This is a genomic window from Candidatus Neomarinimicrobiota bacterium (genome assembly GCA_021734025.1).
Lineage (GTDB): Bacteria > Fidelibacterota > JAANXI01 > JAANXI01 > JAANXI01 > JAANXI01.
The window spans coordinates 75114-100139 of record JAIPJS010000010.1 but is presented as its reverse complement, the minus strand read 5'-3'; the positions used below and the strand labels follow the sequence as shown (position 1 = coordinate 100139).

16 protein-coding genes are annotated in these 25026 nt (G+C 49.1%); 3 read left to right on the top strand and 13 right to left on the bottom strand.

What is annotated here, in order from left to right; translation table 11 throughout:
• Positions 1–58 precede the first annotated feature (58 nt).
• Both K9N57_11740 and K9N57_11735 read left to right on the top strand, forming a co-directional pair.
• On the top strand, positions 59–1318 hold the full coding sequence (locus K9N57_11740; GenBank protein MCF7804856.1) for a L,D-transpeptidase family protein: 1260 nt from the start codon (positions 59–61) through the stop codon (positions 1316–1318).
• On the top strand, positions 1311–2738 hold the full coding sequence (locus K9N57_11735) for a hypothetical protein (GenBank protein MCF7804855.1): 1428 nt from the start codon (positions 1311–1313) through the stop codon (positions 2736–2738). The genes K9N57_11740 and K9N57_11735 overlap by 8 nt, the downstream gene beginning before the upstream one ends.
• 157 nt (positions 2739–2895) lie before the next feature.
• On the opposite strand, the gene K9N57_11730 is transcribed toward K9N57_11735, so the two are convergent.
• The 7 genes from K9N57_11730 to K9N57_11700 form a co-directional block, all read right to left on the bottom strand.
• Positions 2896–3876 carry a hypothetical protein gene (locus tag K9N57_11730; protein ID MCF7804854.1) on the bottom strand — a complete coding sequence of 327 codons (981 nt, stop codon included), beginning with the start codon at positions 3874–3876 and terminating at the stop codon, positions 2896–2898.
• 16 nt (positions 3877–3892) lie between these two features.
• On the bottom strand, positions 3893–4774 hold the full coding sequence (gene nadC / locus K9N57_11725; GenBank protein ID MCF7804853.1) for a carboxylating nicotinate-nucleotide diphosphorylase: 882 nt from the start codon (positions 4772–4774) through the stop codon (positions 3893–3895).
• Between the two features lie 77 nt (positions 4775–4851).
• The gene (locus K9N57_11720; GenBank protein ID MCF7804852.1) at positions 4852–5328 is read right to left on the bottom strand and encodes a periplasmic heavy metal sensor; all 477 of its coding nucleotides are present in this window, start codon (positions 5326–5328) and stop codon (positions 4852–4854) included.
• A gap of 20 nt (positions 5329–5348) precedes the next feature.
• Positions 5349–5831 (bottom strand): periplasmic heavy metal sensor, encoded by a 483-nt coding sequence (locus K9N57_11715; protein ID MCF7804851.1) that lies wholly within the window; start codon positions 5829–5831, stop codon positions 5349–5351.
• A gap of 9 nt (positions 5832–5840) precedes the next feature.
• Positions 5841–6407, bottom strand: a complete 567-nt coding sequence (locus tag K9N57_11710; protein ID MCF7804850.1) for a hypothetical protein — start codon at positions 6405–6407, stop codon at positions 5841–5843.
• Positions 6404–6943, bottom strand: a complete 540-nt coding sequence (locus tag K9N57_11705) for an RNA polymerase sigma factor (GenBank protein ID MCF7804849.1) — start codon at positions 6941–6943, stop codon at positions 6404–6406. Before K9N57_11705 ends, K9N57_11710 begins: the two co-directional genes overlap by 4 nt.
• A 328-nt stretch (positions 6944–7271) precedes the next feature.
• Positions 7272–10853: a UvrD-helicase domain-containing protein gene (locus tag K9N57_11700; GenBank protein MCF7804848.1), complete on the bottom strand. Its 3582-nt coding sequence runs from the start codon at positions 10851–10853 to the stop codon at positions 7272–7274.
• Between the two features lie 83 nt (positions 10854–10936).
• On the opposite strand from K9N57_11700, the gene K9N57_11695 reads away from it, so the two are divergent.
• The gene (locus tag K9N57_11695) at positions 10937–12454 is read left to right on the top strand and encodes a DUF92 domain-containing protein (protein MCF7804847.1); all 1518 of its coding nucleotides are present in this window, start codon (positions 10937–10939) and stop codon (positions 12452–12454) included.
• A gap of 62 nt (positions 12455–12516) precedes the next feature.
• On the opposite strand, the gene K9N57_11690 is transcribed toward K9N57_11695, so the two are convergent.
• From K9N57_11690 to htpX, 6 genes are all read right to left on the bottom strand, one after another.
• Positions 12517–14346: a hypothetical protein gene (locus K9N57_11690; GenBank protein MCF7804846.1), complete on the bottom strand. Its 1830-nt coding sequence runs from the start codon at positions 14344–14346 to the stop codon at positions 12517–12519.
• Positions 14343–17504 (bottom strand): hypothetical protein, encoded by a 3162-nt coding sequence (locus K9N57_11685; protein MCF7804845.1) that lies wholly within the window; start codon positions 17502–17504, stop codon positions 14343–14345. Before K9N57_11685 ends, K9N57_11690 begins: the two co-directional genes overlap by 4 nt.
• Before the next feature lie 3 nt (positions 17505–17507).
• Complete coding sequence (locus K9N57_11680) at positions 17508–19094, bottom strand: tetratricopeptide repeat protein (GenBank protein ID MCF7804844.1); 1587 nt, start codon at positions 19092–19094, stop codon at positions 17508–17510.
• Positions 19055–20491 (bottom strand): glycosyltransferase, encoded by a 1437-nt coding sequence (locus K9N57_11675; protein MCF7804843.1) that lies wholly within the window; start codon positions 20489–20491, stop codon positions 19055–19057. Before K9N57_11675 ends, K9N57_11680 begins: the two co-directional genes overlap by 40 nt.
• Before the next feature lie 83 nt (positions 20492–20574).
• Complete coding sequence (locus K9N57_11670; GenBank protein MCF7804842.1) at positions 20575–23682, bottom strand: PD-(D/E)XK nuclease family protein; 3108 nt, start codon at positions 23680–23682, stop codon at positions 20575–20577.
• Between the two features lie 371 nt (positions 23683–24053).
• Complete coding sequence (gene htpX / locus K9N57_11665) at positions 24054–24890, bottom strand: zinc metalloprotease HtpX (protein ID MCF7804841.1); 837 nt, start codon at positions 24888–24890, stop codon at positions 24054–24056.
• Positions 24891–25026: the final 136 nt, after the last annotated feature.

Genomic DNA, 25026 nt, shown 5'->3' with positions numbered 1-25026 from the left:
TAATTTTGGACTGATTGGGACAAATCAATAATGACAAATAGGTTAATTTTCTAAAGCGATGAATAAACTGCACACTGGACTGAGTTTGTTGGTACTTTTGGCGTGGATACCCTTGCAGGCTGAGCCAGCATATTTCCCAGCCGTGATGAATCTCTCTGCCGATTCCACCTCCTACATCCTGGTTGTTGATAAAACTGATCAGGAAATGCATCTCATTAAGAGTCCCCGACCGGGTGCATTGGAAATTATCAAAACGTATCGGGTCACTACTGGCCGGGTGAATGGGAATAAGGAGGTCGAAGGCGATTTAAAAACTCCCGAGGGGATTTATCGGGTTATTGACCTGTTACCCGGCGAAAATCTGTTACCGAAATACGGCCCGCTTGCATTCGTCCTGAACTATCCCAATTTCGCTGATAGAAAATTTGGTCGCACCGGTGGGGGTATCTGGATACATGGTCGGGATGAGGAAATCCAGGACTTTCTGACTGAGGGATGTGTCTCACTCCGGAATGATCAAATTCTCGAACTGCAGCAGTATATCACGCTCAGGGAAACCCAGGTGGTTATCGAAGATTCCCTGCAACCGCTTGATAGCAGCGGATACGAGCGGCAAATCAAGGAATGGGAGTCCAAGATCGACACCTGGGCTGACGCCTGGGAATCCGGAGATACGGAACAGTATTTTTCATTCTACTCCCCGATATTCCGGGACGGTGAATTGGACCTGGAGGGCTTTAAGCGCAAAAAACGATCTCTGGAACGCACCTATGACTGGAAACGAGTCAATGTTAAAGATGCCGTTGTACTTTCCTCCGAAACGGAAACCAAAATCTCATTTTTCCAGGAATACTATTGCCCGAACTTCTACAGCGAAGGCGTTAAAACACTCACGATGATCCCGAATGATCATCATTGGAAAATTATTGGAGAAGACTATACCAGAACGGCACCAACGTTGCGGAAAGAGGCATTTCTCAGTGCCTTTGTTCGGGAATGGGAACGGAAATGGGAGTCCGGAAACTTTAACCGTTACATTACTTTGTATGATTCCACATTCCACAATAAAGACTATGATTATCAGGGATGGTATGATTATAAACAGTCCGTACTCAGCGAAGCGGACGATATTTCCGTCGATATTTCAGATTTGACCTATCGCTCCTCGGGTGATATGGAATGGGAGGTCTCATTCAAGCAGGATTACCGCGCCGCAGACTACTCCGATTACGGCCGGAAGACCTTACGGATTTACGGATATCCTGACAATCTCAAGATAATTGCCGAAGACTGGAGACCTCTTGCGCAAAATGAATAAATACACCATACTTTTCCTTTTACTTATCCCGGCGATGGTTCTGTCCGCCGATCCCGTGGAGCGGCCATCCCGAACACATAATGTGTACTTCAGAAATACACCGAACGAGTTGAATGTCTATCGCCTCTATGGCCGATTTGATGGAAACACAGCATTTATTCTCGGTGGTATCCAGGGAGACGAGCCCGGTGGGTTTCTCTCCGCAGATCTGTATCCGAACCTGGTTCTGGAGCGCGGCAATCTCATTGTGATTCCACGGGCAAATTTCAAATCCATTATTCATAACCATCGCGGCGTCAATGGAGACATGAATCGCCGGTTCGACGATGACCAGCCAAAAGATATCGACGATCAGATTGTGGAGATCATCAAAACCCTGATGGCAGAATCGGATCTCTTTCTAAACTTGCACGATGGCTGGGGATATTATCGTCATGAGTATATTGACGAGATGCACAATCCGCATCGATTTGGGCAGTCTATTATTGCGGATGTGGCGCAGTACTCGGCTGAGGATGACACACTTGACCTCGAACGTATGGCGCAGCAAGTGATCGACCGGATGAACAGAAAAATTACCGTCGAAGAGCATAAGTATCGCTTTATGAACACCCAAACCCTGAACCCGGACACGGAATTCCCGGAACAGTTGAATTCTGCGACGTGCTTTGCGTTAACGAATTTCGGAATCCCGGCTTTTGGCATCGAGTCCTCCAAAAACCTCCCCAGCCTGGAGATGAAAATCCGCTATCACAACTATGCCATCAACGAATTCCTGACGCTGATGAATATCGAACCAGAGCATCCGGCCATCCTGTATGAACCGCCCTCAATGGTCTATATGCTGGTTTCCATCAATAACGGGCCACCCCAGATGGTGGATGAAGGGAAATCCATCACCATTAAATCGGGTGATGCCATTGAGGTTACCCACATCGAATCCAACTACCCCCGCGGACTCAGCTGCGATATCCAGGGGATTGGAACCGAGAACGACTTTCAGACAGCCTTTCGCATCCATTCGCCGACCACTATCCTCGCCCGAAAGGACAATACTGTCATTGGCACGGTCAATATTCAGGTAGAGTCGGTAAATTACGAACTGATGTCGTATATCTTCGAGGTCAACGGTCACCGAAGGTCGGTGCTCCATGACCAAACGCTACACCTGCAACGCGGGGATGAATTAAAAATCGTGGAAATCGCCTTCGAAAATACTTCCAGTGATGTTTTTACAGTGAACCTGAAGGGCTATGTTCCCCCTTCCGATGTCAATACCGGCGAAGATCGCAACTATACTATCGATACTTCCCAGTTAACATGGAAAAAATATTCAGTCAACGGCGAAGGGAAGGTCTTCCCGATTGTTGTTTCCAAGGGAGAAGAAAAGGTTTCGCAGGTATATATTTCTCTGGAATAGTTGGAAAAGTATTATCCTTTTGCATCAATGATAAAATCTGTGGTTTTCCCTGGATTAACTACGGCACAGAAAAAACGCGGCCACCCCGGTATTATCCGGAATGCCCGCGCCTATCAAACCGGAGGGGGTAATAGCTCCGATTGTGATTTTTTGAGTTTTACATTCCCCCACCCATACCACCGTGGCCTCGTCGTAACACCATAAATGGTACCCGCCAGAATACCGCGTTATAGGGAGTCTCTTCCACGGTGAGCAAATCGTTATCCAGAACATCCACTGTGACGTGCTGCATCCCATGTCTGCGATCGAATTTCCAACCATCGGTAAACACCCCATCGTCCGCTGTTTCATCCGGAGCAATGCCGTCATCAAGTAAACGGTTCACCTGTTTCCCTGCCATGCGTGGCATCCGGAATTGAGATAGGATCGTTGTCCCGGAGTTGTCTCCGTTTTCCACCGATATCTCCACCACTACTGAATCTCCTACATCAAAGAGGGGGGCGGTGCGTAAGGTCAAAAAGTCGTTGAGCGGGTCCTCGATAGTCTCGCTTTCCCCGGAAGTCACATTCCGTATACGCAGATATTCCACAAGAAGATCACTCCCGGCGGTTGTCGTGACAATTGGCGTCATCCCGGCGACGCGCCATCCGTTGTGCCGACTCCCCATCCGCATTCGTGTATCCTCCGGATATGGACGATTTACCATCTGTGCCTTATGTGTGGAGGTAAAATCGAACGGTTTTTCCCACACGGTATCAACCCGCACGGAATCGGTGGTATCGGAGTCGATTCCGATAAAAATTTTTCCAACGATTTGATGGGTGACGGTTACAATAGCAGAATCGCCGGTTAGGATCTCCACATCGATAGAACGATGTGTGCTCTCGATAGTCCGGCGAACAAATCGGGGGAATATCGGCCCACCGAATCCTGGATGGCGTTGGCCTGGCCCACCGAATAGCGACAGTGAGTCCCCGGTTGCATCATTAAGCCCATCCATGGAAAAAAGCGAATCTTCAGCCTGGATGATAGCGCTGATTTCTTCCTGAATTTCGCCCGTCGGCTCGGTGACGGTATCACACTCTATTATTATCAACCCTGCCAATACAACCATGGCGGGGATCAGTATTTTCTTCATAAACATTTTCCTTTATTTAGTGCACCGATTTGCCTGGTGCCTTGAGTTCATCCTCAAACAATAGTGAGACATCGAAAACTTCCGGCGAATGGGTAAGTGCACCCACCGAAATATACTCCACCCCGGTCTCTGCGAATTCCCGTATAGTCTCCAGAGTAATTCCGCCGGATACCTCCAGCGGGATTTTATGCCGGACCATATCCACTGCCTGGCTCACCGTAACCGGCGACATATTGTCCAACAGGATCCGGTCAACACTGAATTCCAGTACTTTTTCCAACTCATCCAGTGATCCTACTTCCACCTCAATCTTAATTGCCTGCCGGTCTTCCCCGATTTCGCCAATACAATGGGACACGGCTTTTTCCAACCCACCAGCCCAGCGGATATGATTCTCCTTTATCAGGACCATATCGTGGAGCCCCATCCGGTGATTCACACCACCACCGCATTTGACTGCGTATTTCTCGATATCACGCCAGAGTGGCGTAGTCTTCCGGGTGTCCAGAATCCTCGCATTGGTGCCATCGATTGCTCTGACATATGCAGCCGTAAGCGTCGCAATACCACTGAGCCGTCCCAGCAGATTCAACGCGGTTCGCTCTGCCGACAGAATCGTCAGACCGCTCCCGGCGATGGTCATGAGCTGTTGGCCTGATTCCACGAGATCGCCATCCTCAGCAAAGATCTGAATATCCAATGGTGGACCATTATGAGAGAAAACCATTTTTGCGATATCCAGGCCGCAGATAACCCCATCCTGTCTCGCAATAATTTGTGCCTGTGCATGCGGATTATACTCCACTACACTCTCAGCTGTGATATCGCCCAGGCCAATATCTTCTTCCAGCGCCAGCCCGATGCGTTCCTTCAGACTGTCAACATTGATTCCGTCCATACCTTCCTTCCGTTGCACAATTGATCCGGGATACCTTATCTGATACCCCGGATCTGTTGTGTATATCCTGGGTATTTCTACTGCATACCCTGACGCATTCCCTGACCGCCCATTTTTCCGGAACGCCCCTGCATACCACGGTGTTTCCCAGGGCCGCAATTCCCACACTGCCCTCTGTGATGCATCCGCATCCAGGTTCCAAAGGCTTCCTCACCCAGGGCTTCGCGGACTGCCAGCTGATGAGCAATCCGGTTCTGCAAAATAGCTTTCTCTGCTTCAGCAACCGCGTTAACCTGGCTGTTCACCTTTTTCTCCGATACCCCGGATACGAGTAGTTCCTGCAGTTCCAGCCGGGCTATCTTCAGATCGGCCCGGGCGGCAATCATTTCCTTATGGTGTTCCACGGCCAATGATTCCAATTGTTCCTGCTGCTCAGCAGAGAGATCCAGCGCCTCCATCTTCATATCGTGCCTCGGGCCGAATTGGCCCAGCACCATCGCCGGGAGGAGGAACATAACAAATGCACCTGTGACAAACCATTGTGATTTCTTCATTGTAACGACTCCTTCTGTTGTTATTGATTGAATGGTTGCATATCGTGCCGGCGGACAGCATCGCGTAGTGCCCTCCTGAACCGGCGGTCAAAGATTATGAATTTCGCCTGCTGATCCGGGGTCAGATACTCCGGCAGCTCCTCCAGAAACCGGATCTCTTCTTTCAACTGTTGCTGCCGTAAATCGCTCAGCTCTTTTCGCTTCTGATCCACGTACTTTTGATCGACGCCATTTTGTCCCAGTTGGTCGCCGATGGATCCCTGCAGATCGGCTACAGCGGAATCCAATTGCCCCATCTTCTCTCTGTGATTCCGAAACGCCGGGAAAAACCGGGTGGCCTGCTCCTCGGACAGATCCAGAAATTCCGTCATCTTCCAGATGCGCAGCGTTTCCAGCTGCTCCGGGGTCTGTCCCCTTCTCATGTGCGGCGGTCCGCCGGGCTGGGCAAAGATGCCATGGGCCACCAGGAGCGCCATCACCATCACTGGGATATATTTTCGCATTATAACCTCCTATAATTCTGTTTCCGTCAGGTCGGCGAGGACCTCATCCCATCCGTCCCGGGATTGATATACTTCGTTAATGATTTCGTAATCGTCGTTTTCCAGGAGATACTCACCGGCCACCTCTCCCATTTCCTGTTTTGCAATAATATGCACTACTTCTTCTGGCAATTCGTTCGGCGCCAGTTCATCCAGGACATATGAATAGAGGGTATCTGTGTTGGATAACTGCTCCACTCCGTTTCGGGGCCACAACCAATAGAGCGAGACCGCGAGTATTGCGATAATCGCCGGAATGACCACCGCATCCCGCAATCCCCATTCTCGCCATCCGGGGCGGGCAGTTCGCCGCTCGATCTCATCCCACACGTTGACACGCATCGTTCCAAAATTCGGAGTCTTGCTTTCCGGAACCGAGTTCATCAAGGCATCCAATTCGCCGAATTCACTGAGAAACTGCCGGCAATCGGAACAATTCTCCGGATGGGTTGCCTCCGTCAAGAACGCCTGGAGGTTCCCGTCGTCATCCCAGCATCTCACGTATTTTTCCCGAAATTCCGAACATTGGTTCGTCATGAAATCTTTCCTCCCTGCACCTGATCTTTCAGAGCAGTGACCGCATAATGGAAGTTGGTTTTTGATGATGCTTCCGAAACCCCCATCACCTGCGCCACTTCCCTGTGCGACAGTTGATTGAAATAGCGGAGGATAAAGACGCTCCGTTGGGTTTTGGATAACGACTGCAGATGCATCAACAGTTCCTGCTCCCTTGCTTCCAATTCGTCGGCGCTTTCGTCATTGGTCATATTCACCAGTTCGTCCCCGGCATGATCAACCGGGATAAAATTACGGATGGATCGCCACCGGAGATGGTTCTTCGCCAGGTTCGCAGCGATACGATATATCCAGGTATTTACTGCCGAATTCCCTTTGAATTTTTTCCGTTCCGTGTAGGTCTTCACAAATGTCTCCTGTGTCAAATCCTGCGCATCTTCTTCGTTGCCGACCATTCGCAAGAGAAAGAAATAGATTGGTTCCTGGTATTCCGCCATAATACGATTAAAGGTTTTGTGGTCACCAGCATGATATTTTTGGAGTTGTTCCGGTTCCATGTATCCCTTTCTCACCTATTTAGACACATTAGTTCGGAAAAAGTTAAATCCCGATAAAAATTGCACACGGATTAATGCGGAAACAAATGGTGTAAAGGGCATAGGGGGAATGGTGAAAGTAGGGGGGGCTGTTTGTTGTTTTGTTGTTCGTAGTTCGTTGTATCGATTTCACTAAATTCTGTTCTATCAAAAAGATCGAACACTTTCACTGTTTTGCTCCCATCTCACAAACTGATAACTGGTGACTGCTCTCAGGACACAAGACTCGCAGGTTTTAACTATAGCACAGTAACACGATAACACTGTCCCACGATGTTAAACCTGCCCGCTACGGTTTTTTATTCTCAAGAAAATCTATCATCTCGCGTACCAGTCTCTCCATTTCCCCAGTGATATTATCCGGAAGATCGATACGATGTATCACATTTAACCGTGTAAAATACAATCCGGCCCATTCCGGCGATTTCCCAAGGGATTCCTCAACCGCATACGCATACGCCAAAATTTGCGGTGTGTAATAGTTGACCTTTTCTTCAATTCCGGATTCATCTACAGCATCGGTTTTATAGTCAATGATAATGTACCGATCCTCATCAGTTTGAAGAAGTAAGTCGATCTGCCCCGTCATAGGGATGTCGAGCACGCTGGTCAGGAGGGTTACTTCAGTCCGGGCGTTATGGTCACGGATTAATTGTCCTAACTCCGAATCCTGCAAACGCTCCAGCATGGAACGTAAGGCCGATTCTGTCTCCGACTCCCCTGCGAGTTGTCTTTGCGGGAGAATTTGCACCAGCATCTGCTCAGGCTCAGGCATTGATTCTTTGACAAACCGCTCCAGAATTTCATGAGCCAGCGAACCAAACTCAGGGCCCTTGAGTCCATCCGCTTTCACATTTTCCGGGGTGAGTTCCGGAATCCCTAGAATGTATTCCCGGTAAAACCGGTCAGGATCTTTCCGGAAGACCGGAAACATGGTTGGTTTCATCTCGCTGAGTACTTTCCTGGGCTCCGGAATTCGCCATCGCCTGATAATTTCGTCGCCTGACAGGATACTTCCGGAATCTTCAGAGGTTGTTCCATTTTCGGGGTCATCAAATTTCACGATTTCATCGGCCCCCGGCAGTTTTTCTCCGTCCATATGCTGATGATGAAGTACGGTTACCGTCCCTTCGCCGAGGGCGACTGAATCCTCTCCCGGCGACCAGCCCAGGTTCGTAAGCGCCCCGAGAGTCCATCGGAGCCAGTTATCTTTCTCGAAATCGATCCTGTCAATCGACTTCTCCAGTGCATTTTTGCCGTTAGCGATTCCGGACAGCACCAGTTTATCTCTGGCCCGGGTATTAGCCACGTAAAACAGGCGCCTGGACTCAGCCAGATCCCGGCGGGCTTCTTCCGTACTAATCAGATGGTATAGAAACGGCTTTACCCGCTGATCGTCTGCGGGACGGCCGGGATCGTTCCAGGCCAGCGCCCAGCCAAAGGTGCTATAAAAATCCTGCTGCATCCCTGAAGCGCCCGTATTGTCAATATTCGGCACAATTACAATGGGAAACTCCAACCCCTTCGCCTTGTGAATGGTCATCAATTGCACCGCGTTGGTTTCCCCCGTGTGGAGTACCGCTTCTTCCATCTCCGTTTCATCCCGGAGCGTTTCCACATACTCCACAAATCCCCGGAGGGATGACTGCTGTGAGCGTCCGACCTCATATGCAAACTCCAAAAACTGCTCCACGTTTCGCAGCCGTTGTAACCCGTGCCTGCCTGATCCAACGATACCCAGATACCCGGTCTCGTTGCAGATTGTATCGATGAGCCGGCCTGGAGATGTCCGCTGCGCAAGGTCACGCCACGATACAATTGCATCTCTGGCAGATTGTAACGCTGACTTATCGCTCTCAGCCAGTTCTTCGGGCACATCCTTTTTTGCAAACAACGTATCCCAGCGATTAGTATAGCCATTGAGTGCCAGGCGAAAAAGTCCCTCATCAGACATGCCAAAAAAGGCAGAACGCAGCGTTCCCACCGCGGAAATCTGATCGCTGGGATACACCAATGTCTTGAGCAGGGTGAGAATATCCCTGACTTCCTGGGCCTGGAAGAGTCCTTTCCCCGCCACGGTATAGTACGGGATACCGGTGAGTTGGAAAGCGTACTCGTACTGTTTGATGTGGGTCGTGCGACGGAATAGCAGCGCAATATCGCCGTAACGCGCCAAACGCTTTTCGCCGTCTTCCTCAACGGTAATCGTCCCGACGGTCTCCTGGATCCAGTTGGCGATATGGGCTGCCTCCAGCTGAATCCGGTTTTCCACTGAATCTTCATCTGCGTCACTCTGGGTCTCAACAATTTGGGCTGTGACCGACGTCGATTTTTCGTCGAATTCACCCCTGAATGCTTCTAAAGATTGGTACCGCTGTTCATACGGCGCCAATTCGTCGCGGCCTTCCTCTTGTGTGCCCATAACCGGTGCAAAGCATGCGTCGAACCATTGCAACAGTGCCGGTCGGCTCCTGAAACTGGTGGTGAGTTGCGCTTCTCCCTGCGGTAGCGCCTGTTCAGCCTGGCGGAACAGACTGACCTCCGTCCCCCGGAATCGATAAATGGACTGCTTTGGGTCACCGACCACAAAGAGTTTTGTTGAATTATCCTCATCCGTTGTGTGGAGAAGATTTACCAATTCGTACTGAATCGGGTTGGTATCCTGGAACTCATCCACCAGGATATGGCGAAACTGATGCGCGTATCGCTGCCGGATATCGGGGAAATTACGTAATAAACGGACCGCTTCAATTAGCAAATCGTCATAATCCAGAAAATTCTGTTCCCGCTTCCATCTCCGGTACCGATCCAGAACCTTCGAATAAATCTGAGCCCCGGACTGTGCCAGCCTGATCCCTTCTAATTCAATTTCCGGGTCGAAAAGCGAAATACCCTCGAGTTCAGGCTCCAGAACAGTATCCCGGAATTTCTTGCAGAGATCCTTGACGCGACTGAAATCACCCTCCCATCGTTTTTTGCTTCCCTTGCTCTTCAACTCGTCCGGGAGCTGCACCCAGAGATTGGCTAACCTCACGGGATCATCGACGGAGTCCATTTGCTCTATCATATCGAGTAAGGCTTCATAGTGCGGGTAAAACGCGTCAGACCTATCGAGTGGAGTTAATCCCTGTAAAAGAGTCCGCAATTCCTTCCAAAGCGGATGGTTTCGAAATTGGTCGAGTAACGGCTCCACTTCTCTTTTATAGTGGTTCTTAAGATGCAGGAGTTGCTCCTCCGGATCTTTTGGATTTCCGTCGGTATCAAGATAATGATCCTCCAGGCCCTGATACTGTACCCGTTTCCTGATCATTTTTTTCATAGTATCGATAATCCGCCCGGCGGAATAATACCGCAACCAATGGCCAACGGCCTCATTCTCGTTTCGAATCATCTGGAACACGATCCGGCGTGTAATCTCAGGCAGCCGGAGAGCAGTAGTGTGCTCGTCCATGATAGAGAAATCCGGGTCCAGCCCCATCTCGATGGCCGACTCCCGGAGCATCCGGGAGCAGAAACCGTGGATAGTACTGATATAGGATTGTTCGAAATCATCCAGTAGCTGCCCCCAATACTCCCGATCCGGTAACTTCAGTCCCGGTTTCTGTACCGGCGGAAAGCCGGTGTCGGCCATCCCTTTCGTATGCGTCCGTATCAAATCACGGATCTTTTTGCGCATCTGGTTGGCAGCCTTCTCGGTGAAGGTAATGGTCAGAATCTCGTCCAGTCCGGCCTTTTGCTCTGCCAGGATCTGGAAATACCGGTGGGTCAGGACGAATGTCTTCCCCGAACCCGCACCAGCCGTCACCGGCATGGATTGGTCGATCTCCGCTATGGCAAATTTTTGTTCTCTAGTGGGAGTGTTATCAGGCATCGGTGATTAATCGCAATACATTCACTTAAAAAAATGATTATTCTCGTTGATTTCACCGGGTCGGCGCCCTAAAATAATCCAATATGTTTGCAGAGTCTACGGAATTCCCTGTTTATCAGCCGTTTGCCAGCGAATGGCTCACGTTTGCTCTTTTTTTTCTGGGCATCATGCTGGCTATCGGACTTGCCGAATTCGCCAGAGCCAAGCTGGCGTGGTCGGCGGAAGCTTCCCGAAAAATAGTCCACATCCTGGTCGGACTGATGATCTTCTGGGCGCGATTTCTGTTTGACTCGCCCGTTCCGGCTGTTACTATCGCCCTTGTATTCATCATACTGAATCTTATCGCCATCATTGCGGGGGGATTTGAAGGTATGCACGCGACGGACCGGCAATCTTTGGGAACAGTATTTTATCCGCTGACCTTCCTGATTCTGGTCGTCATGTTCTGGTATCGGGATCCGGCGATACTGTTGGTGAGTTTCCTCATCCTCGCTCTCGGCGATCCCATCGCGGCTCAGGTCGGAGAAACGGTTTCCAAGCCCCGTAATTTTGTCGTCTGGCGGGACCGGAAATCGGTACAGGGCAGTTCGGCTCTGCTTATCTCGGCTTTTATTATCTCCTTCGCCGGGTTGTATATTCTTCGATTGATAGACGGGCATCCTATGCCAGGGATCGGAAGCCTCATAATTGTCAGTATCGCTGTCGCCGTGGTAAGCACCTTCGCTGAGTCTATCTCCTGGGGCGGTTCAGACAACTTGACTTTGCCGCTGTCTGCGGCGCTTGCGATGGATATTCTTCTGGGGCAACCTGTTACATCCCAGTTGATGTTTATGGGCTGGATTTTCGTGGCCTTTCTGCTATCATTCGGTGCATATCGGTTGCGGGTCCTGAATTTAAGTGGCACGGTGGCGGCATTCCTGCTCGGTACTTTTGTCTTTGGCATCGGCGGACTCCGGTGGGTGGTTCCCATGGGCGCATTTTTCGTGCTGTCCAGCCTGTTATCCAAATTTGGCAAACAGAAGAAGGACATTCTGCACTCTGTCTATGAAAAAACCGGCAACCGGGATATGATGCAGGTGCTGGCCAACGGTGGACTGGCGGGACTCCTGGCTATCATATGGCACTATACGCAGACTGATCTGCTGTATTTTGTTTTTCTCGGTGGACTGGCTGCGGCCACCGCCGATACCTGGGCCACGGAACTTGGTGTCTTTTCACGTCAACAACCCAGAAGCCTCCTTACACTCCAGCCAGTCGCCATGGGTACTTCTGGCGGGATCACCCTGTTTGGTACCTTGGGTGCTACCGCTGGCGCAGCAGTACTCGGCTTCTCCGGATGGATTGTCTCTCCGCAATTCTCCCTGGGATCACTCGGGATAGTCACTCTCGCAGGACTTGTCGGTTCAATGGTCGACAGCATCCTGGGTGCCACCGTTCAGGCGCAGTACAAATGTCCAACTTGCGATAAAATCACCGAAAAAACCGAGCACTGCGGGAATAACCCGCTCCATCACATCCGCGGCTTCCGTTTGATTAATAATGACGTAGTAAATTTGGCGTGTACGGTGGCGGGGGCATTAGCAGTAATATTCCTGGTATAAGACAAAAACGCGCTACTGATCGGCGCTGGCATAAACCCGGAATAAAGTGACTTTTGTCCGGCTTACCGATAAACGGTTACTTTTTGTCCCGGTTCAGCATCAAAGGTGATGTAGTATCCGGTGGAATCCGATTGCATCTCCGCACCACCCCGTGCCGCCTGCACGGATTCCGGCTGAAAATCGATGGCAACGGTAATCCCATCCACTTTTGTATTATCCGGACCATATACAGTAATTATCGATGCATCATTCTTCTGTTCAGCATAAAACCGTAACCGAAGCAGGCTTCTGCGAAAGTCGGCGATCTCTCCGATGGTCGTTATCCAGCTATTTTCACTCTTCACCATGGAAATCAGGTTCTCCAAAGCTTCGAGCGTTGTGTCATTCCTGGCAACGTACGCTGGGTGTCCCTGATATACCAAAGCACCGTGATACGGTTTTATCGCGTATTCCAGGAAGTTCTCCAGATATTTCTGATAGAGCCTGGCCTGTTTTTCGACGGCTCGCGGATCTCTGTTTCCGGTCTCTTCATCCAAATCTTTGAAAAAGAAATAATCGTCATGATAGGTCGGAGCAATTTCCATCATGTCGGTAGATTGATAATATCCCCGGTCAGAAGCGACAATATTGTGCGGGACAACACTCCCATGGATAAACTCCAGATTATTGGCGCCAATTCCACTTTCAAAGATATAGTCCATCTCAAAGAGTGCCACAAACCCCCAAAATCCAGTCATTGTAAAGGGGAACCGGAATCCGGAAAAGTCAGTGTCCCACATTTGCTCATTTCGCATAATATCCCGAATGGCTTGCGAATAATTAAATTGCCGGTAGTTGCTGAAAGAATATCCCCTGCTCTGCAGTTGCAGATCAGATTCCATTAAATATTCTCTTACATCTTCCCCCACCTGGCCATTGACAAATATATCCGGATTAATTTTGTACTTTTTTAGCATCCTCAGCACCCGTTGATACTGCTCCAGTTCTCCATTTGCGTTCAGGGTGACGCAAAACGCATAATCGTATCCGTGAGGCCATGGGTTTAATCGAAATGGAATATCGTTCCGCCGGGTAAAATCCTCTATAATCGACACATAAAACTCCGATATCCGCGCTGTGCTCAAAAACCCGCCCTCGCTGGCAGGATGCAACAGTCCTGATGAGGCAAGCAGATAGGCCGTCCCTTTTCCGTAACGGTTTTTCACTACTGCCGGGACGGTATCTTTCTCACTCACCCACCGGGCAAGAATTTCGCTGGAGTTCCCGGTGATGGTATCGGGGATGAGCGCATAGAAATTTTCGCCGGTCTCCGGACGCATATAATTCATCTCCTTTCCACCGGATAGATTCCCGTAAATGCGAAATCCGCTCATATTCCGCTCGACCAATTGGACACCAAAAGCGGCAGAGAGCGGGTAATTGTTTGCATCAAGCTGGTTATACAGCGTAATTCTATCGGTTCCGTCTGGCCTGTTCCGGCCGACATTATCGCCCGCAATCACTACACCGCCTTTTTCGACAAATTCACGAATCCTCTGAAGCTCAAAATCTGACATGTACGACAACGAATATACCTGATCGGCATCATGGTATCCCGGCGCGGTGGAAAGGATCATCACATTGTAATTGTTCAATTGTTCGGGCTTATATAATATATCCCGGGGCTCAAGCCGCACTGTAGTGCCACTCCGATTAAACGCCTGTAGTGCTATGACAATTCCCTGGGGTAACGTTGCGTTTTCCCCCTCAAAACCAGTTGTCAGGATTACCACCTTAGGAAACTGGTGATCAGGAGTGGAGGCCGTCCGGTTGGCCTCAATTCCTCTATTACATGATGCAAGGAAAAGAGGGACAGTAATAATTACTAATAGAATCGAGTATTTTTTCATCATCGCACCTGCGTGAGCGTTATTTCGTTACCGGGGATGATGTTGAAATACACCTCTCCCGTCCTGTTTCTCAGCGTATATTCTTCAGTTGCATTTTTGACACGTATATATGGCGCATCGGTTGTATATCGTATTGTCAGTGGATGGTCGTAAATGGTCGTATTTAAGGGGGTATCTATATTGAGGAATACATTATCGTTGTGACGAAACGTCCGAATATCCGATGCCTGGCGTTCTTTCCGATACCGAAACACATCCCACTCGTCTGCGAGCCAGAAACGTTTATTTCTCGCGAGCCTGACATGCCATTCAAACTGTTTCCCGGTCATAAACAAGGATTGCGCACGGGTAGATTCAATATCCTCCGTTAAATACCTGTAATTTAATATAATCCATTCATCAGGTCTATTTCTGAGAACAGAATCGAGTGCATTTGTTGAGTATGAGTTCCCATCTATGTTATAAAATTCTGTTCCTGAATACTTCTTCATTCCGGGCGATACGTTTCGGACGAATTCTATCCCATCCGGTATTTCTACTTCCGAATCATGGGTGAACAGCAGGTTAAACCCCATCCCCGTATTTTGCCGGAGTTCGGTACGGAGCTGAGAGACGGCGCTTTCTTCCTGCTCTCTCAGTTGAAGGGCAAGCACATGGCCATTATTTCTGAGCATCTGAATATTTTGAGTCGTGAGTCGTCTTCGCTGTCCGGCATTGTCCAGCTGATATCGTGCCGGCGTCGAATTTACAAAGCCAGGAATGACGCCAAATGAGGCCGTTGTACCGTATTTCTCGAGGACCGGCTTCCCAATTTTCACCTGAGAATAATCCGCACCCTGAAAACTGAACGAGACAGCACCCGAATGATTTCCGTAAAATTCACAAATCGTAAATTCCTCTTCTCCGGAGGTTAATTGAGAACCAGTACTCGCGATATCTTCTGAAGTAACTTCTCCGAAGTATGTTTTCAGGCTGTCATACAATGGCTTCAGCCGGGAGGTCCAGGATGGGGATTCCCACTTTTCCCAGAGATAGAACAGATAGCCATCTTCCGGGATATGTTTGAGCACACTTTCCTTCTTGTCTGTAACAAATACCTTAAATTTGAACCCGTCGGTTTCGGTGTATTCTATTGCCGGTGTTCCCGGGGTATCATCCAGGACATAGTTTTTTGCGGGGTCACTCACGTTCAGCAGATGCCAGGTGAGCCGTAGTTCCAGTTGCCTGGTTTCCGCATTCCAGTACCAGCTCGCATTGGAGGTTTCAGGCTCGTTACTTTTTCCAAACTGTAGCGGACTCCTGTTCACAATCACTGAGTCGAATTTCTCCCCCGTCAGTGAGATTCGTCCACGGTTGGTCAGGAGCTTTTGCGGTATAAACAACCCGTTTTCATTTGGCTCAGATGTAAAGACTAATCCCGAGTCGTCCTCCATCCCCGAATACACACTGTAGGGTTCGTCCACAAGTATATGGGCACTGTCGGGACTGAAGAATTCTGTCAAAAATTCAAATCCACGCGCAAATCGCTGATCCGTGAACGGGAGTCGGTGATCTCCTCTTTGCCTGTCATAGGTATCAACGGGGATGCGCAGATTATGCCTGGTAAAGTCCAGACTGTCAAATTCCATAGCCATATAGAAGTATGAGGGATCTGCATGAAACTGATATCTCATCGTTCCGGCAGACTTCCAGGCGTCACCCCAATCAGTGAAATTCCCGTCAATGGTCCGCTGGCGGGATTCCATGGCGAGAATCCCAAAATTTTGCTCCGGATTTTCCATATTATGCCAGAGTTTGCGATCATGGAAGGGGGTTTCAAACCCCATCACAAGCCAGTTGTGCTTAAACCATTCATCGGCCCATTCGAAAAATATGGCCCCGGCACAGCCTGCGTGATAGATATCCCTGGTTAACATCATCGAAATCTCCGCTTGTTCGGACTCCGAATGCCCTCCCTGATCAAGCCCATAGGGATTGATATGACTGACGCCCCGGCTACTGGGAACGCCATATTCCGCAATAACAAGCGGCATTCCCTCGTGTTCAGATTTTAGATCGTTCAGATATCCGATAAAATTATCCGGCTCCGCGGCCCGGATTTCTGCCCCGGCATATTGGTCTTCCAGATAGATAAAATCGGGATAATACGGGTAAACGTGATAGGTGGCATAAACCCCGGGTCTAAACAACTCGCTGCTGTGAAACCGGGTAAAATCGACGGATTCCAGATCGTTGTCATATTCCCTGACTTCCTCACTCTCAATAATTTCCGTATCATGGTACATCGGATCCAGCGGCAACCAGTTGACGAAGGAGACTGGATGCTGGGATTGGTATGTTTGCGTTTCATACAACACGGTAAAATCCATGACCTCTGCCAACCATGCTTCCATGGCATTTCCATCGGGCATAGAAATAAAATCGCCAAAATAATAATTAATCGAATCTTCCTGAATGGTCGTATGTACTCCGTTCGGCTCCCATTCCCTGCCGAGCATTATTCCCGCGACATAGTCAGAGACATCTATGGCATAGGCTCCTGATGCTTTTCCCACCTCCTCTTCCAATACCGCGTTTCCGTGCAAGACATCTATGGCGTCCATAATTTCGCGCTTAAAATTTCGCGTATAACTCTCTCTGGTATAATTGTGCGCAGTTGGTTCGGTAGCCCAAACGCCCTGAAACAGGTACAGCGGTTTGTCCTGATGGTGTAAGTTGTAATTAGCGAATGCTTCGTAGAAAACCGGCGGAAGGATGGTGTATACCCGGATCACGTTGGCATTCATCTGGCCGATCTGCTTCAGCCAGTCCATATAGTGATCGTAAGTCATGGCAAACTCCGCGGGAAACTGCCCGGGCAGTGCGAATCCGAGGTTCACTCCTTTCACCAGGAAGGTATTCCACTGCGGTTCACTTTGCGGGTAATTTTCCTCCAATTTACTGAAATAATCCCCCGAGGTCCGAAACCGATAGTCCGCTCTGTTCGCAATGCGGCGCAATGTTTCCGACGATTTTCGCTCAATCAGCGGGCCTGAATCATCGGAGATATATTCTCTGACAACGCGTTCTTCCCGTATTTCTGTCTCGTGCTGTATCATCTTATAGACGGTAAACGCCAGCAACGCCAACAGACCCAAAATGACTAGAACTTTACCCTTCATAATTTAGAACTTTGCTGACAAGGTGATAAATGCTGACAGGTTTTCATAATAGGGATTGTAAAACCGACTCGCGCCAGCGGCAAGCGAGAAGGCTTCTCCGCTGTATCCGATTTCGAGCGACGCAGACCAGTTATCGGTATCGATATTGCCGCTGTTTATCACTTGCCCTCCCTGTCCGGGAGTCGCACTTGATACATAGTAATACTTCTCGCTCCCGAAGTTGATTGCATACCGTCCATAGGTATACAATTTTTTATAATCGTAATACATCGTTACCGACGGACCGGTCAGTAACCGCTCAGTGGGGGTATAGTATGCCGGGGAATTGTATTTATAATCGTAATAGGAGTGATTGGCTCCCAGTTTAATTTGGGGATTATCAATCATTTGCCAGGTCAATGATACGCTGTAATTAAAATACGGATTGGTGGCTGTTTGAAAAGGATCAGAAGAATACACCCGAACCTGTTTCTCGTCCACCGTCCCCGTATTTACGCCGACAGAGAGGGAAAGATCCGAATATTCCAGACTCAGGTTGTCGGAAAAGTTATTCCGGCCGACCTCGTTCCAATAGTAAAAATAACTATAGCCGCCGCTTAGGATGTTTCTCACCTTCACACTTTTGATATTGGTATGATACTGCCAGCTCAGGCCATAGGAGGTGATTCGGCTGTCACTTCTGCTGGCCCCCGCATTAAGGATGACTCGGTTATTGTCTGTTATCCAGCTCGTTTTAATCCAGGAATTGTCGTACCATCTGGTCGTGTCCGAGCCTATTGTATAATCCCGTGAAGAATAATCGAACAGGATATTCGCAGATATGTGGATATGATCAGTCACGCGCTTCTGCGCGCTATACTGCTGCACTATCGCATCGATTTGGTAGCTTGGTTCCGTTTCCTGAATATACTGGAATGTTGCATCAGTATTGTACGCCAATGCGTTTTTGATATTTTCGTACTCTTCACGTATGCTGGTGTTTTTCGGATCCAGATCAAGGGCCTTTTCATAAAATTGTATCGCCGTGGCGGGCTGTGCCTTCCAGTAGTGCATCCGTCCTAAACCCGCCCAGACCTGTGACCAGGTATTATCTACTTTGTTAGCCCGCCGATACACCTCGATCGCCCTATCCAACTGGCCGTCATAGCTCAAGGCTTTTGCCAACTGCAGATATTCCGGAACGTGGTTTGGCATTAAGTTCACCGCTCTCTCAGCATAATGAATAGCCGAGTCCATCTTTCCATGCCTAATAAAACAGCGGACAAATCCATTTAGGGCTTCGACGTCTGTACGGTCATTCCGATAGATCATCCTGTAGTAATACATGGATGAGTCGCAATTGCCGTTCCTGAAGTGTAGACGTCCCAATGCCAGCCGGGCGTCATAGTCGCTGCTGTCTATAGCCAATATAGCCGAATAATTGTCGATGGCTTCTTGCAGTTCGCCATTCACCATGGCCTCATATCCCCGGCTCCGGTATGCCTCCTTATCCAAAACCTGAGCGGATACCTGTATTCCAACCAATACAACTAGTGCCGATAAAATGAATCTCACTCTTTCGTGATCCCCTTCCGGTGAATCTTCGTCCATTCACTCTTCCGCCCAAAGAAGTTGAGGAATCCCTTGAGCTGGGCAATCATTTTAAAAAAGGAATAGGAGAATTCTCCAAGGATACCAGCGGCAATTAGTTGAGTCCAATCCCAGAAAGTCTTGTATCGAAGAGCATCCCTGTTCGTTTTCGACTCGCCCATACTCCAGAACTCAACAATAGCCGTAATCGTCGTCGTGATAATTGCCGTTAAGAGAATAATAACCGCAAGCATCAGGGCGATCCACTCGGGGTGTATCATTCCCACAGAGATAGCAACGATGATAAAGACGATAGCAAGCACCTTAATCACCGGAGAAAGCATCTGAAAAAAGAAGTAGTACGGCATCCCTACCAGGCCGGTTGCACCATAGTGCGGTTCAAAGATCATATAGCGGTGAATATTCAGGGATTCTATTAACCCCTGATGCCACCGGGCACGCTGCCTAAAAAGGCTCAAAGCATCTTCCGGAACCTCTGTCCAGCATACTGGTCCAGGCAAAAATACTGCTTTTGCTTTTTTCTCTTTGTCCTGGCGGTATTTAAACAACCGAACCACAATCTCCATATCTTCACACACGGTTTGCCGACCCAACCCAACATGCTCTGCGATATACGGATGTTCATTCCGGGGACTTAAAAATCCACCTATTTCCAACAATTCATCCCGGCGAAACATGGAAAACGCGCCAGACATCAGCAGCAGGGCATTCACCTTACTCAACCCGATCCGTGCGACCAAAAATGATTTGATATACTCAAGAATTTGCCAGAGTACCCAGATATTGCGGGGAATTTCGGAGCTGACGACGCGGTTGTCGCTCAATACAACATCGTTAGAGGCTGCCAGTTGCCCCCCGGAGACCATAGTTCTGTCATCCGTAACAAACGGTCTTACTACGGACCTCAGCGCCTCCTTATCCAGGATGGAATCCGCGTCTATTGTACAGATGTATTTCCCTGATGCCAGGTTTATCCCGGCATTAAGGGAATCGGCTTTCCCGCCGTTTTCTTTATCTACCACTATCAGAGATCCGTCCTCGGACCGATAAACTTGCTTGATCTCTTCTGTTACCAACGGGAGCGAGCTTGATACTTCCGTCACTTTCAGTTCAAACTTCTCTTGCAGTGACGCTAAAGTCTGGTCCGAAGAACCGTCATTGACAATAAGTAGTTCGTAAGCCGGATAATTCAGTTGCAGCAGCATCTCGGCGCATTGAGCAATGGAAACCTCCTCATTGTACGCCGGGACAACTATGGAAACGGGGTGACTGGTCCAGTCATCAATTTTTTCGTGTTTCCTGCGCTGTAAGAGCCGAAACACAACAAAAGAATACAGGAAAAGTCCCACATCTATTAATAGATAGAGGACGAAATAGATAATAAATAGTTTTTCCAAAACGCGAAGCAAAAGATCCATGATACTGTAAATATAAACGCTGGGCAGGACAATCCAAATTGTAAAGATCACTCGGGGAGGCTTTAATGTGCCATTTTGCGTCGGATTCTATTTTCCTCACACCGGCAGATTTGTTTCACAGGACAATACCGGGAACATTCTCCTGCCACGGGATGGAAATCACCGGCTTCCATCCGCTCGACGGCTTCCCCAATCCGCTCCTTCGTCACCCGGAAGAGCTGTTCAGGCTCAGTTCGCGTAAGATCGATTTTACTATCTTCCTCACCTGACCGAAACGAATAATAGGAGAGCCGCTGCGGTTCAGTGTAATTCTCCAACAGGTCCTGAGCTGCCATGGCATAGAGCTGTAACTGGAGAGCCCTGCCATTCCAGAAGTCCTTTACCCGTTTTCCCCGGGATGTCTTGTAATCCACAACCGTAAACACACCGGATTCCGGCTCCAAATCGAGTCGATCCGCCCGTCCGCTAAACCGGAGTTCCCTGTCATTCAATTTCAGATGAAAAGGGGGATGGCTTTCCGGCTTATCAGAGCCAAATCCAAACTCAAACTGATCCGGGCGGAGTCCGCCGGTTCCCCAGGGATAATTTGTCGCAAAGTATTCCACCGCATTGCGACTGTACTGAGCTATGAGCGATTTTTCACGTTTCCAGAGCATCTCCGGCAACGGCAATCCTTTAGATTCCGTTTCCTCAAATACCCGGGCCATCACCGCTTCGAGATGATCTAGACCGGCTTCCAGGCTTCCGGCGGTGACCTTCCCGTTGAACGCCGAGGGCAACGTCCGGTAAAACTGCTCCATAATTCTATGCAGAACCAATCCCCGGACATCCGGCGGCAACTCTTCGACGACCTCCTCCGGCTCCTTCAGTCCCAGTTGATACCGGGCAAAATATTGAAAAGGGCTCTCATAAAAAGTCTCAAATCTGCTGGCGCTTACATTGCCACCAAATAAAGTACTGTTGATTTCCTCCTGCAGGGTTGTATCAGAAACCTGCCCATCGTATTCGGTAAAGCGATTGCCATCGCGGAGCCTGGTGACATCCAGACAGTGACGAAATTGACCGAAGTCCAATATCTGGTCGCCCGGGAAATCGTCGAAGTACTTCAGATGCTGCAGAAGATCCACATTGAGCCAGGAATTTTCCGGCTGGGGTGATTCCAGACCAATTGCGGTACTTCTTCGCACGGGTACAGCGTTTTCAGAATCTACAGTTCCGTAAATCCGGTGCAATTCTTCATAGAATGGCGATGGCAGCATCTCCTCGGAACCGACCACAGTTGAGACCTGTACCGACTCCGTTGCCCTGGTGAGCGCAAGGTATAACAGGAGTTGTTCCTCCCGGAGATCCGCACGGTGCTCAATGACTTCCCGTCCGCCCTGCAATACATCGTTGATTGACTGCCTGTCCCTGAGTTTTACCAACGGGTGCGCACGGTGCCGAACCGGAAATTTGTCGTCTAATAATCCAACCAGATATACCTTTTTCCAGAATTGCCCCCGGGCCTGTTCGACATTCGTAACTGTTATTCCGGCTTCCTCACTAATTTCATCCGCATATTCTGAATCACGCAATAACTCCCGTAATATCCGCACAAATTTCCGGGAATTCATATCGGAAATATCAAATTCAGCGCCAATGGATCCAACGGATTCCAGGAGTCTTTCAAAAACCTGAAATGCCCGGATATCCCGTCCCGCCAATTGATCGCGGCTATTTGACAAGTCTGAAATCGCTTTCCGGAAGTGGACGATCCTAATTACCTGCCGGAGATCCACAAGATGTTCATCGAGGCTTGTCGTCTTCTCTCGGGGGAGTCCGTCGAATAATTCTTTCAGATAATCGATATCCGTACCGGAAATCGTTGTCCCCTTCCAGGAGTCTTCATTCTGTGCACGCTTCCGTGCATTTGTCAATCGTTGAATCCACTCCGATGGAGCTTCCACAACCTGAGCGGCGACCGAAGCAGAATCCAACCGGCCGATCGTATCTCTTCCTTCAAATCCCCGGGGACAAATGTATGGAGATTGCAGCCACTGGATCGTCTGTTCCCGCTCAAAATTGGTAAACAACACCTCATACCATTGCATTAGTGCTCTAATTGCCGGGTTGGTATCCAGTGGTTTATCGCGATTCCCACTTATCGGGATTCCCTCACGCCGACATCCTTCAGCAATCCCCGTGACATAGTCGTCCCCGCTCCTAAAAAGGACACAGATATCCTCAGGGTCATATTCCCCTGTGAGAATGTCCTTTTTTATACTTCGTACGGTATCCTGGATTTCCAGGTACGGGCTGTCCGCCTCCATAAAATCCAGATGAACGGGAGCATTCTCCGTCTCCCGGTGGAAAAGCGATTCAAATCCCTGAAATGTTTTGGAATTATTTTCTAGTGAGTTCACGGAGACTTCTTTGCCTTTGAGGGTTCGGCGTAACCAGTCTTCTGTTTTTTCAACAAATCCGAAGACAGGCTCATCACCCCGTAACAGCGTTATGAGCGCATTGTCGGATTGGTCGAGTATAGTCTCAATAAACTGACGCTGAATCGGATTAAAGTCGTAAAATCCGTCGATGACGAAGGTGTAATTGGGGGGTGAAAAGTCATTCGTGGTTTGGATTGACTCCAGTGCCTTGAGGAATAATTGCTCCCTGGTGGCAACGCGGTTTTTCGCCAGAAAACCGGTGAAATCCCGGTAGAGCTGATGAATTTCTCGGAGCCTTTTCCTGTTTGAAAATGACCTCGTTTTATGCAGGATGTCACCCGCCGTATCCGTGGTAATCCCGCCATCTGCCAGATCCCCAAAATAGTCGAGAATCGCATGTAAAAGCCCAGTAGTAATCCCGGGATGTAAAAGTTCAGGGTATTGGCCGGCATGCGCCTCGAGATAACTTTCAAGGATGAGATGCAGGCTTGCGTCGTCTATTTCTCCGTAGCGAATGTCTGAACCTTTTATACATGCTTTTACCAGTGTGTAAAACGTATAAAAATGCAAACGAAGAGATCCCCGGAACCCGTCTTTGGACAACAGGCGATTCCGAAAGTCATTGACCAGAGCTTGAGTCGGCAATAACACTGCGACCTGTTCTCCCGTGGCAAGACGCTCCGCTGTCCTGTTGACTGCGAATTCTGTTTTACCACTTGCCGCCGGGCCGGTAATTAGTTCAATCATTGGGATTCAACTTGCTTAATCGGATAAAATTATCATTCTCTGGATATGTTGAAGCGCACGTAAATTAGATACTTTCCCGATGGTGTGCAACGGGAGTTCGGACCCTGGGTGTTACGCTTCAATAAAACACACCTTCCGGGTATCTAGTTTTTCCCGGAAGGTGGCTAGTGTAAACAGCGTTTGGTTAGCAACCCCATTTGAATGGGGAGATTATTGCTGTGTATTTGTCGGTCAGAGTGACGGATGGTTACAGCACAACTCCATCATTTGGGCTTCGCGATTCTTTATTTTTTCATTTGAGGGGAGTTGCGCCGGCAGGAATTTCGACATTCGATGTTTTGCATTACCCTATTCAGTATTTGCAGTTTAGTTTACGCCATCTCCCGCAACCGTTTTACCCGCTCATCTGTTGGAGGATGCGTTCGGAACAGGTTTGCAAAACCTTTTTTGGTCAGCGGATTCACGATAAACAGGTGAGCTGTGTTTTCTCTGGCAGCTTTCATAGGTGTTCGCTTGGAATACTGTTCAAGTTTTTCCAGCGCACTTGCCAGTGCCAGCGGTTGTTTTGAGATCCGGGCGCCACCTTCATCTGCATGGTATTCCCGGGACCTGGATACTGCCATCTGGATCAAGCCAGCTGCAATTGGCGCCAGGAACGCCATCGCCAAGGTCCCAATGAGGTTATTGTCCCCATCCCTGCCGCCGAATCCGAAAATAGCAGCAAACCGGGCGATACTGGCGATCAACGTAATCGCCCCGGCAATAGTAGCAGCAATGGAGCTTATTAAAATGTCGCGATGCTCAACATGGGCAAGTTCGTGCGCCAGCACTCCCTCCAGTTCATCCTTGTCCAGTATATCCAGAATCCCTTCGGTGACTGCGACAGCCGCGTGTTCCGGATTGCGTCCGGTGGCAAAGGCATTCGGCGCTTCCATGGGAATTATGTGTACCGACGGCATCGGCATACCCATCTGCTGGGTGAGTCGCCTGACGACTCTATAAAGCTCAGGCGCTTGGCTCTCGTCTACCGGCTTCGCCTTGTACATTTTGAGTACCATTTTATCCGAGAACCAATAGCTGAAAAAGTTCATTCCGATAGCAATAATAAAGGCAAATACTGCACCGTTGGTTCCGCCGAGTGTGTTCCCAATTACGATAAGCAGTCCTGTCAGTGCAGCCAGTAAAATTGTCGTTTTGAAATAATTCATATATCGTGCCCGTGCTTAGTTTCTCCGTTATCAGTGATTATAATACGAGTGAGGCCGGAGAGTTCCAAAATCCCGGAAATCGGGCTATAGGAATCAAAATTTGTGAAATAGTGATATTCTTGAGCACTTCTACTTA

Excerpts from the sequence above, each read along its gene's own strand:
- K9N57_11685 (MCF7804845.1), bottom strand. The coding sequence starts at position 17,504 with ATGAAGGGTAAAGTTCTAGTCATTTTGGGTCTGTTGGCGTTGCTGGCG.
- K9N57_11720 (MCF7804852.1), bottom strand. The coding sequence starts at position 5,328 with ATGAAGAAATCACAATGGTTTGTCACAGGTGCATTTGTTATGTTCCTC.
- K9N57_11710 (MCF7804850.1), bottom strand. The coding sequence starts at position 6,407 with ATGACGAACCAATGTTCGGAATTTCGGGAAAAATACGTGAGATGCTGG.
- K9N57_11670 (MCF7804842.1), bottom strand. The coding sequence starts at position 23,682 with ATGATTGAACTAATTACCGGCCCGGCGGCAAGTGGTAAAACAGAATTC.
- K9N57_11690 (MCF7804846.1), bottom strand. The coding sequence starts at position 14,346 with ATGATGAAAAAATACTCGATTCTATTAGTAATTATTACTGTCCCTCTT.
- K9N57_11700 (MCF7804848.1), bottom strand. The coding sequence starts at position 10,853 with ATGCCTGATAACACTCCCACTAGAGAACAAAAATTTGCCATAGCGGAG.
- K9N57_11680 (MCF7804844.1), bottom strand. The coding sequence starts at position 19,094 with ATGGACGAAGATTCACCGGAAGGGGATCACGAAAGAGTGAGATTCATT.
- htpX (MCF7804841.1), bottom strand. The coding sequence starts at position 24,890 with ATGAATTATTTCAAAACGACAATTTTACTGGCTGCACTGACAGGACTG.
- nadC (MCF7804853.1), bottom strand. The coding sequence starts at position 4,774 with ATGGACGGAATCAATGTTGACAGTCTGAAGGAACGCATCGGGCTGGCG.
- K9N57_11695 (MCF7804847.1), top strand. The coding sequence starts at position 10,937 with ATGTTTGCAGAGTCTACGGAATTCCCTGTTTATCAGCCGTTTGCCAGC.
- K9N57_11705 (MCF7804849.1), bottom strand. The coding sequence starts at position 6,943 with ATGGAACCGGAACAACTCCAAAAATATCATGCTGGTGACCACAAAACC.
- K9N57_11735 (MCF7804855.1), top strand. The coding sequence starts at position 1,311 with ATGAATAAATACACCATACTTTTCCTTTTACTTATCCCGGCGATGGTT.
- K9N57_11740 (MCF7804856.1), top strand. The coding sequence starts at position 59 with ATGAATAAACTGCACACTGGACTGAGTTTGTTGGTACTTTTGGCGTGG.
- K9N57_11715 (MCF7804851.1), bottom strand. The coding sequence starts at position 5,831 with ATGCGAAAATATATCCCAGTGATGGTGATGGCGCTCCTGGTGGCCCAT.
- K9N57_11730 (MCF7804854.1), bottom strand. The coding sequence starts at position 3,876 with ATGAAGAAAATACTGATCCCCGCCATGGTTGTATTGGCAGGGTTGATA.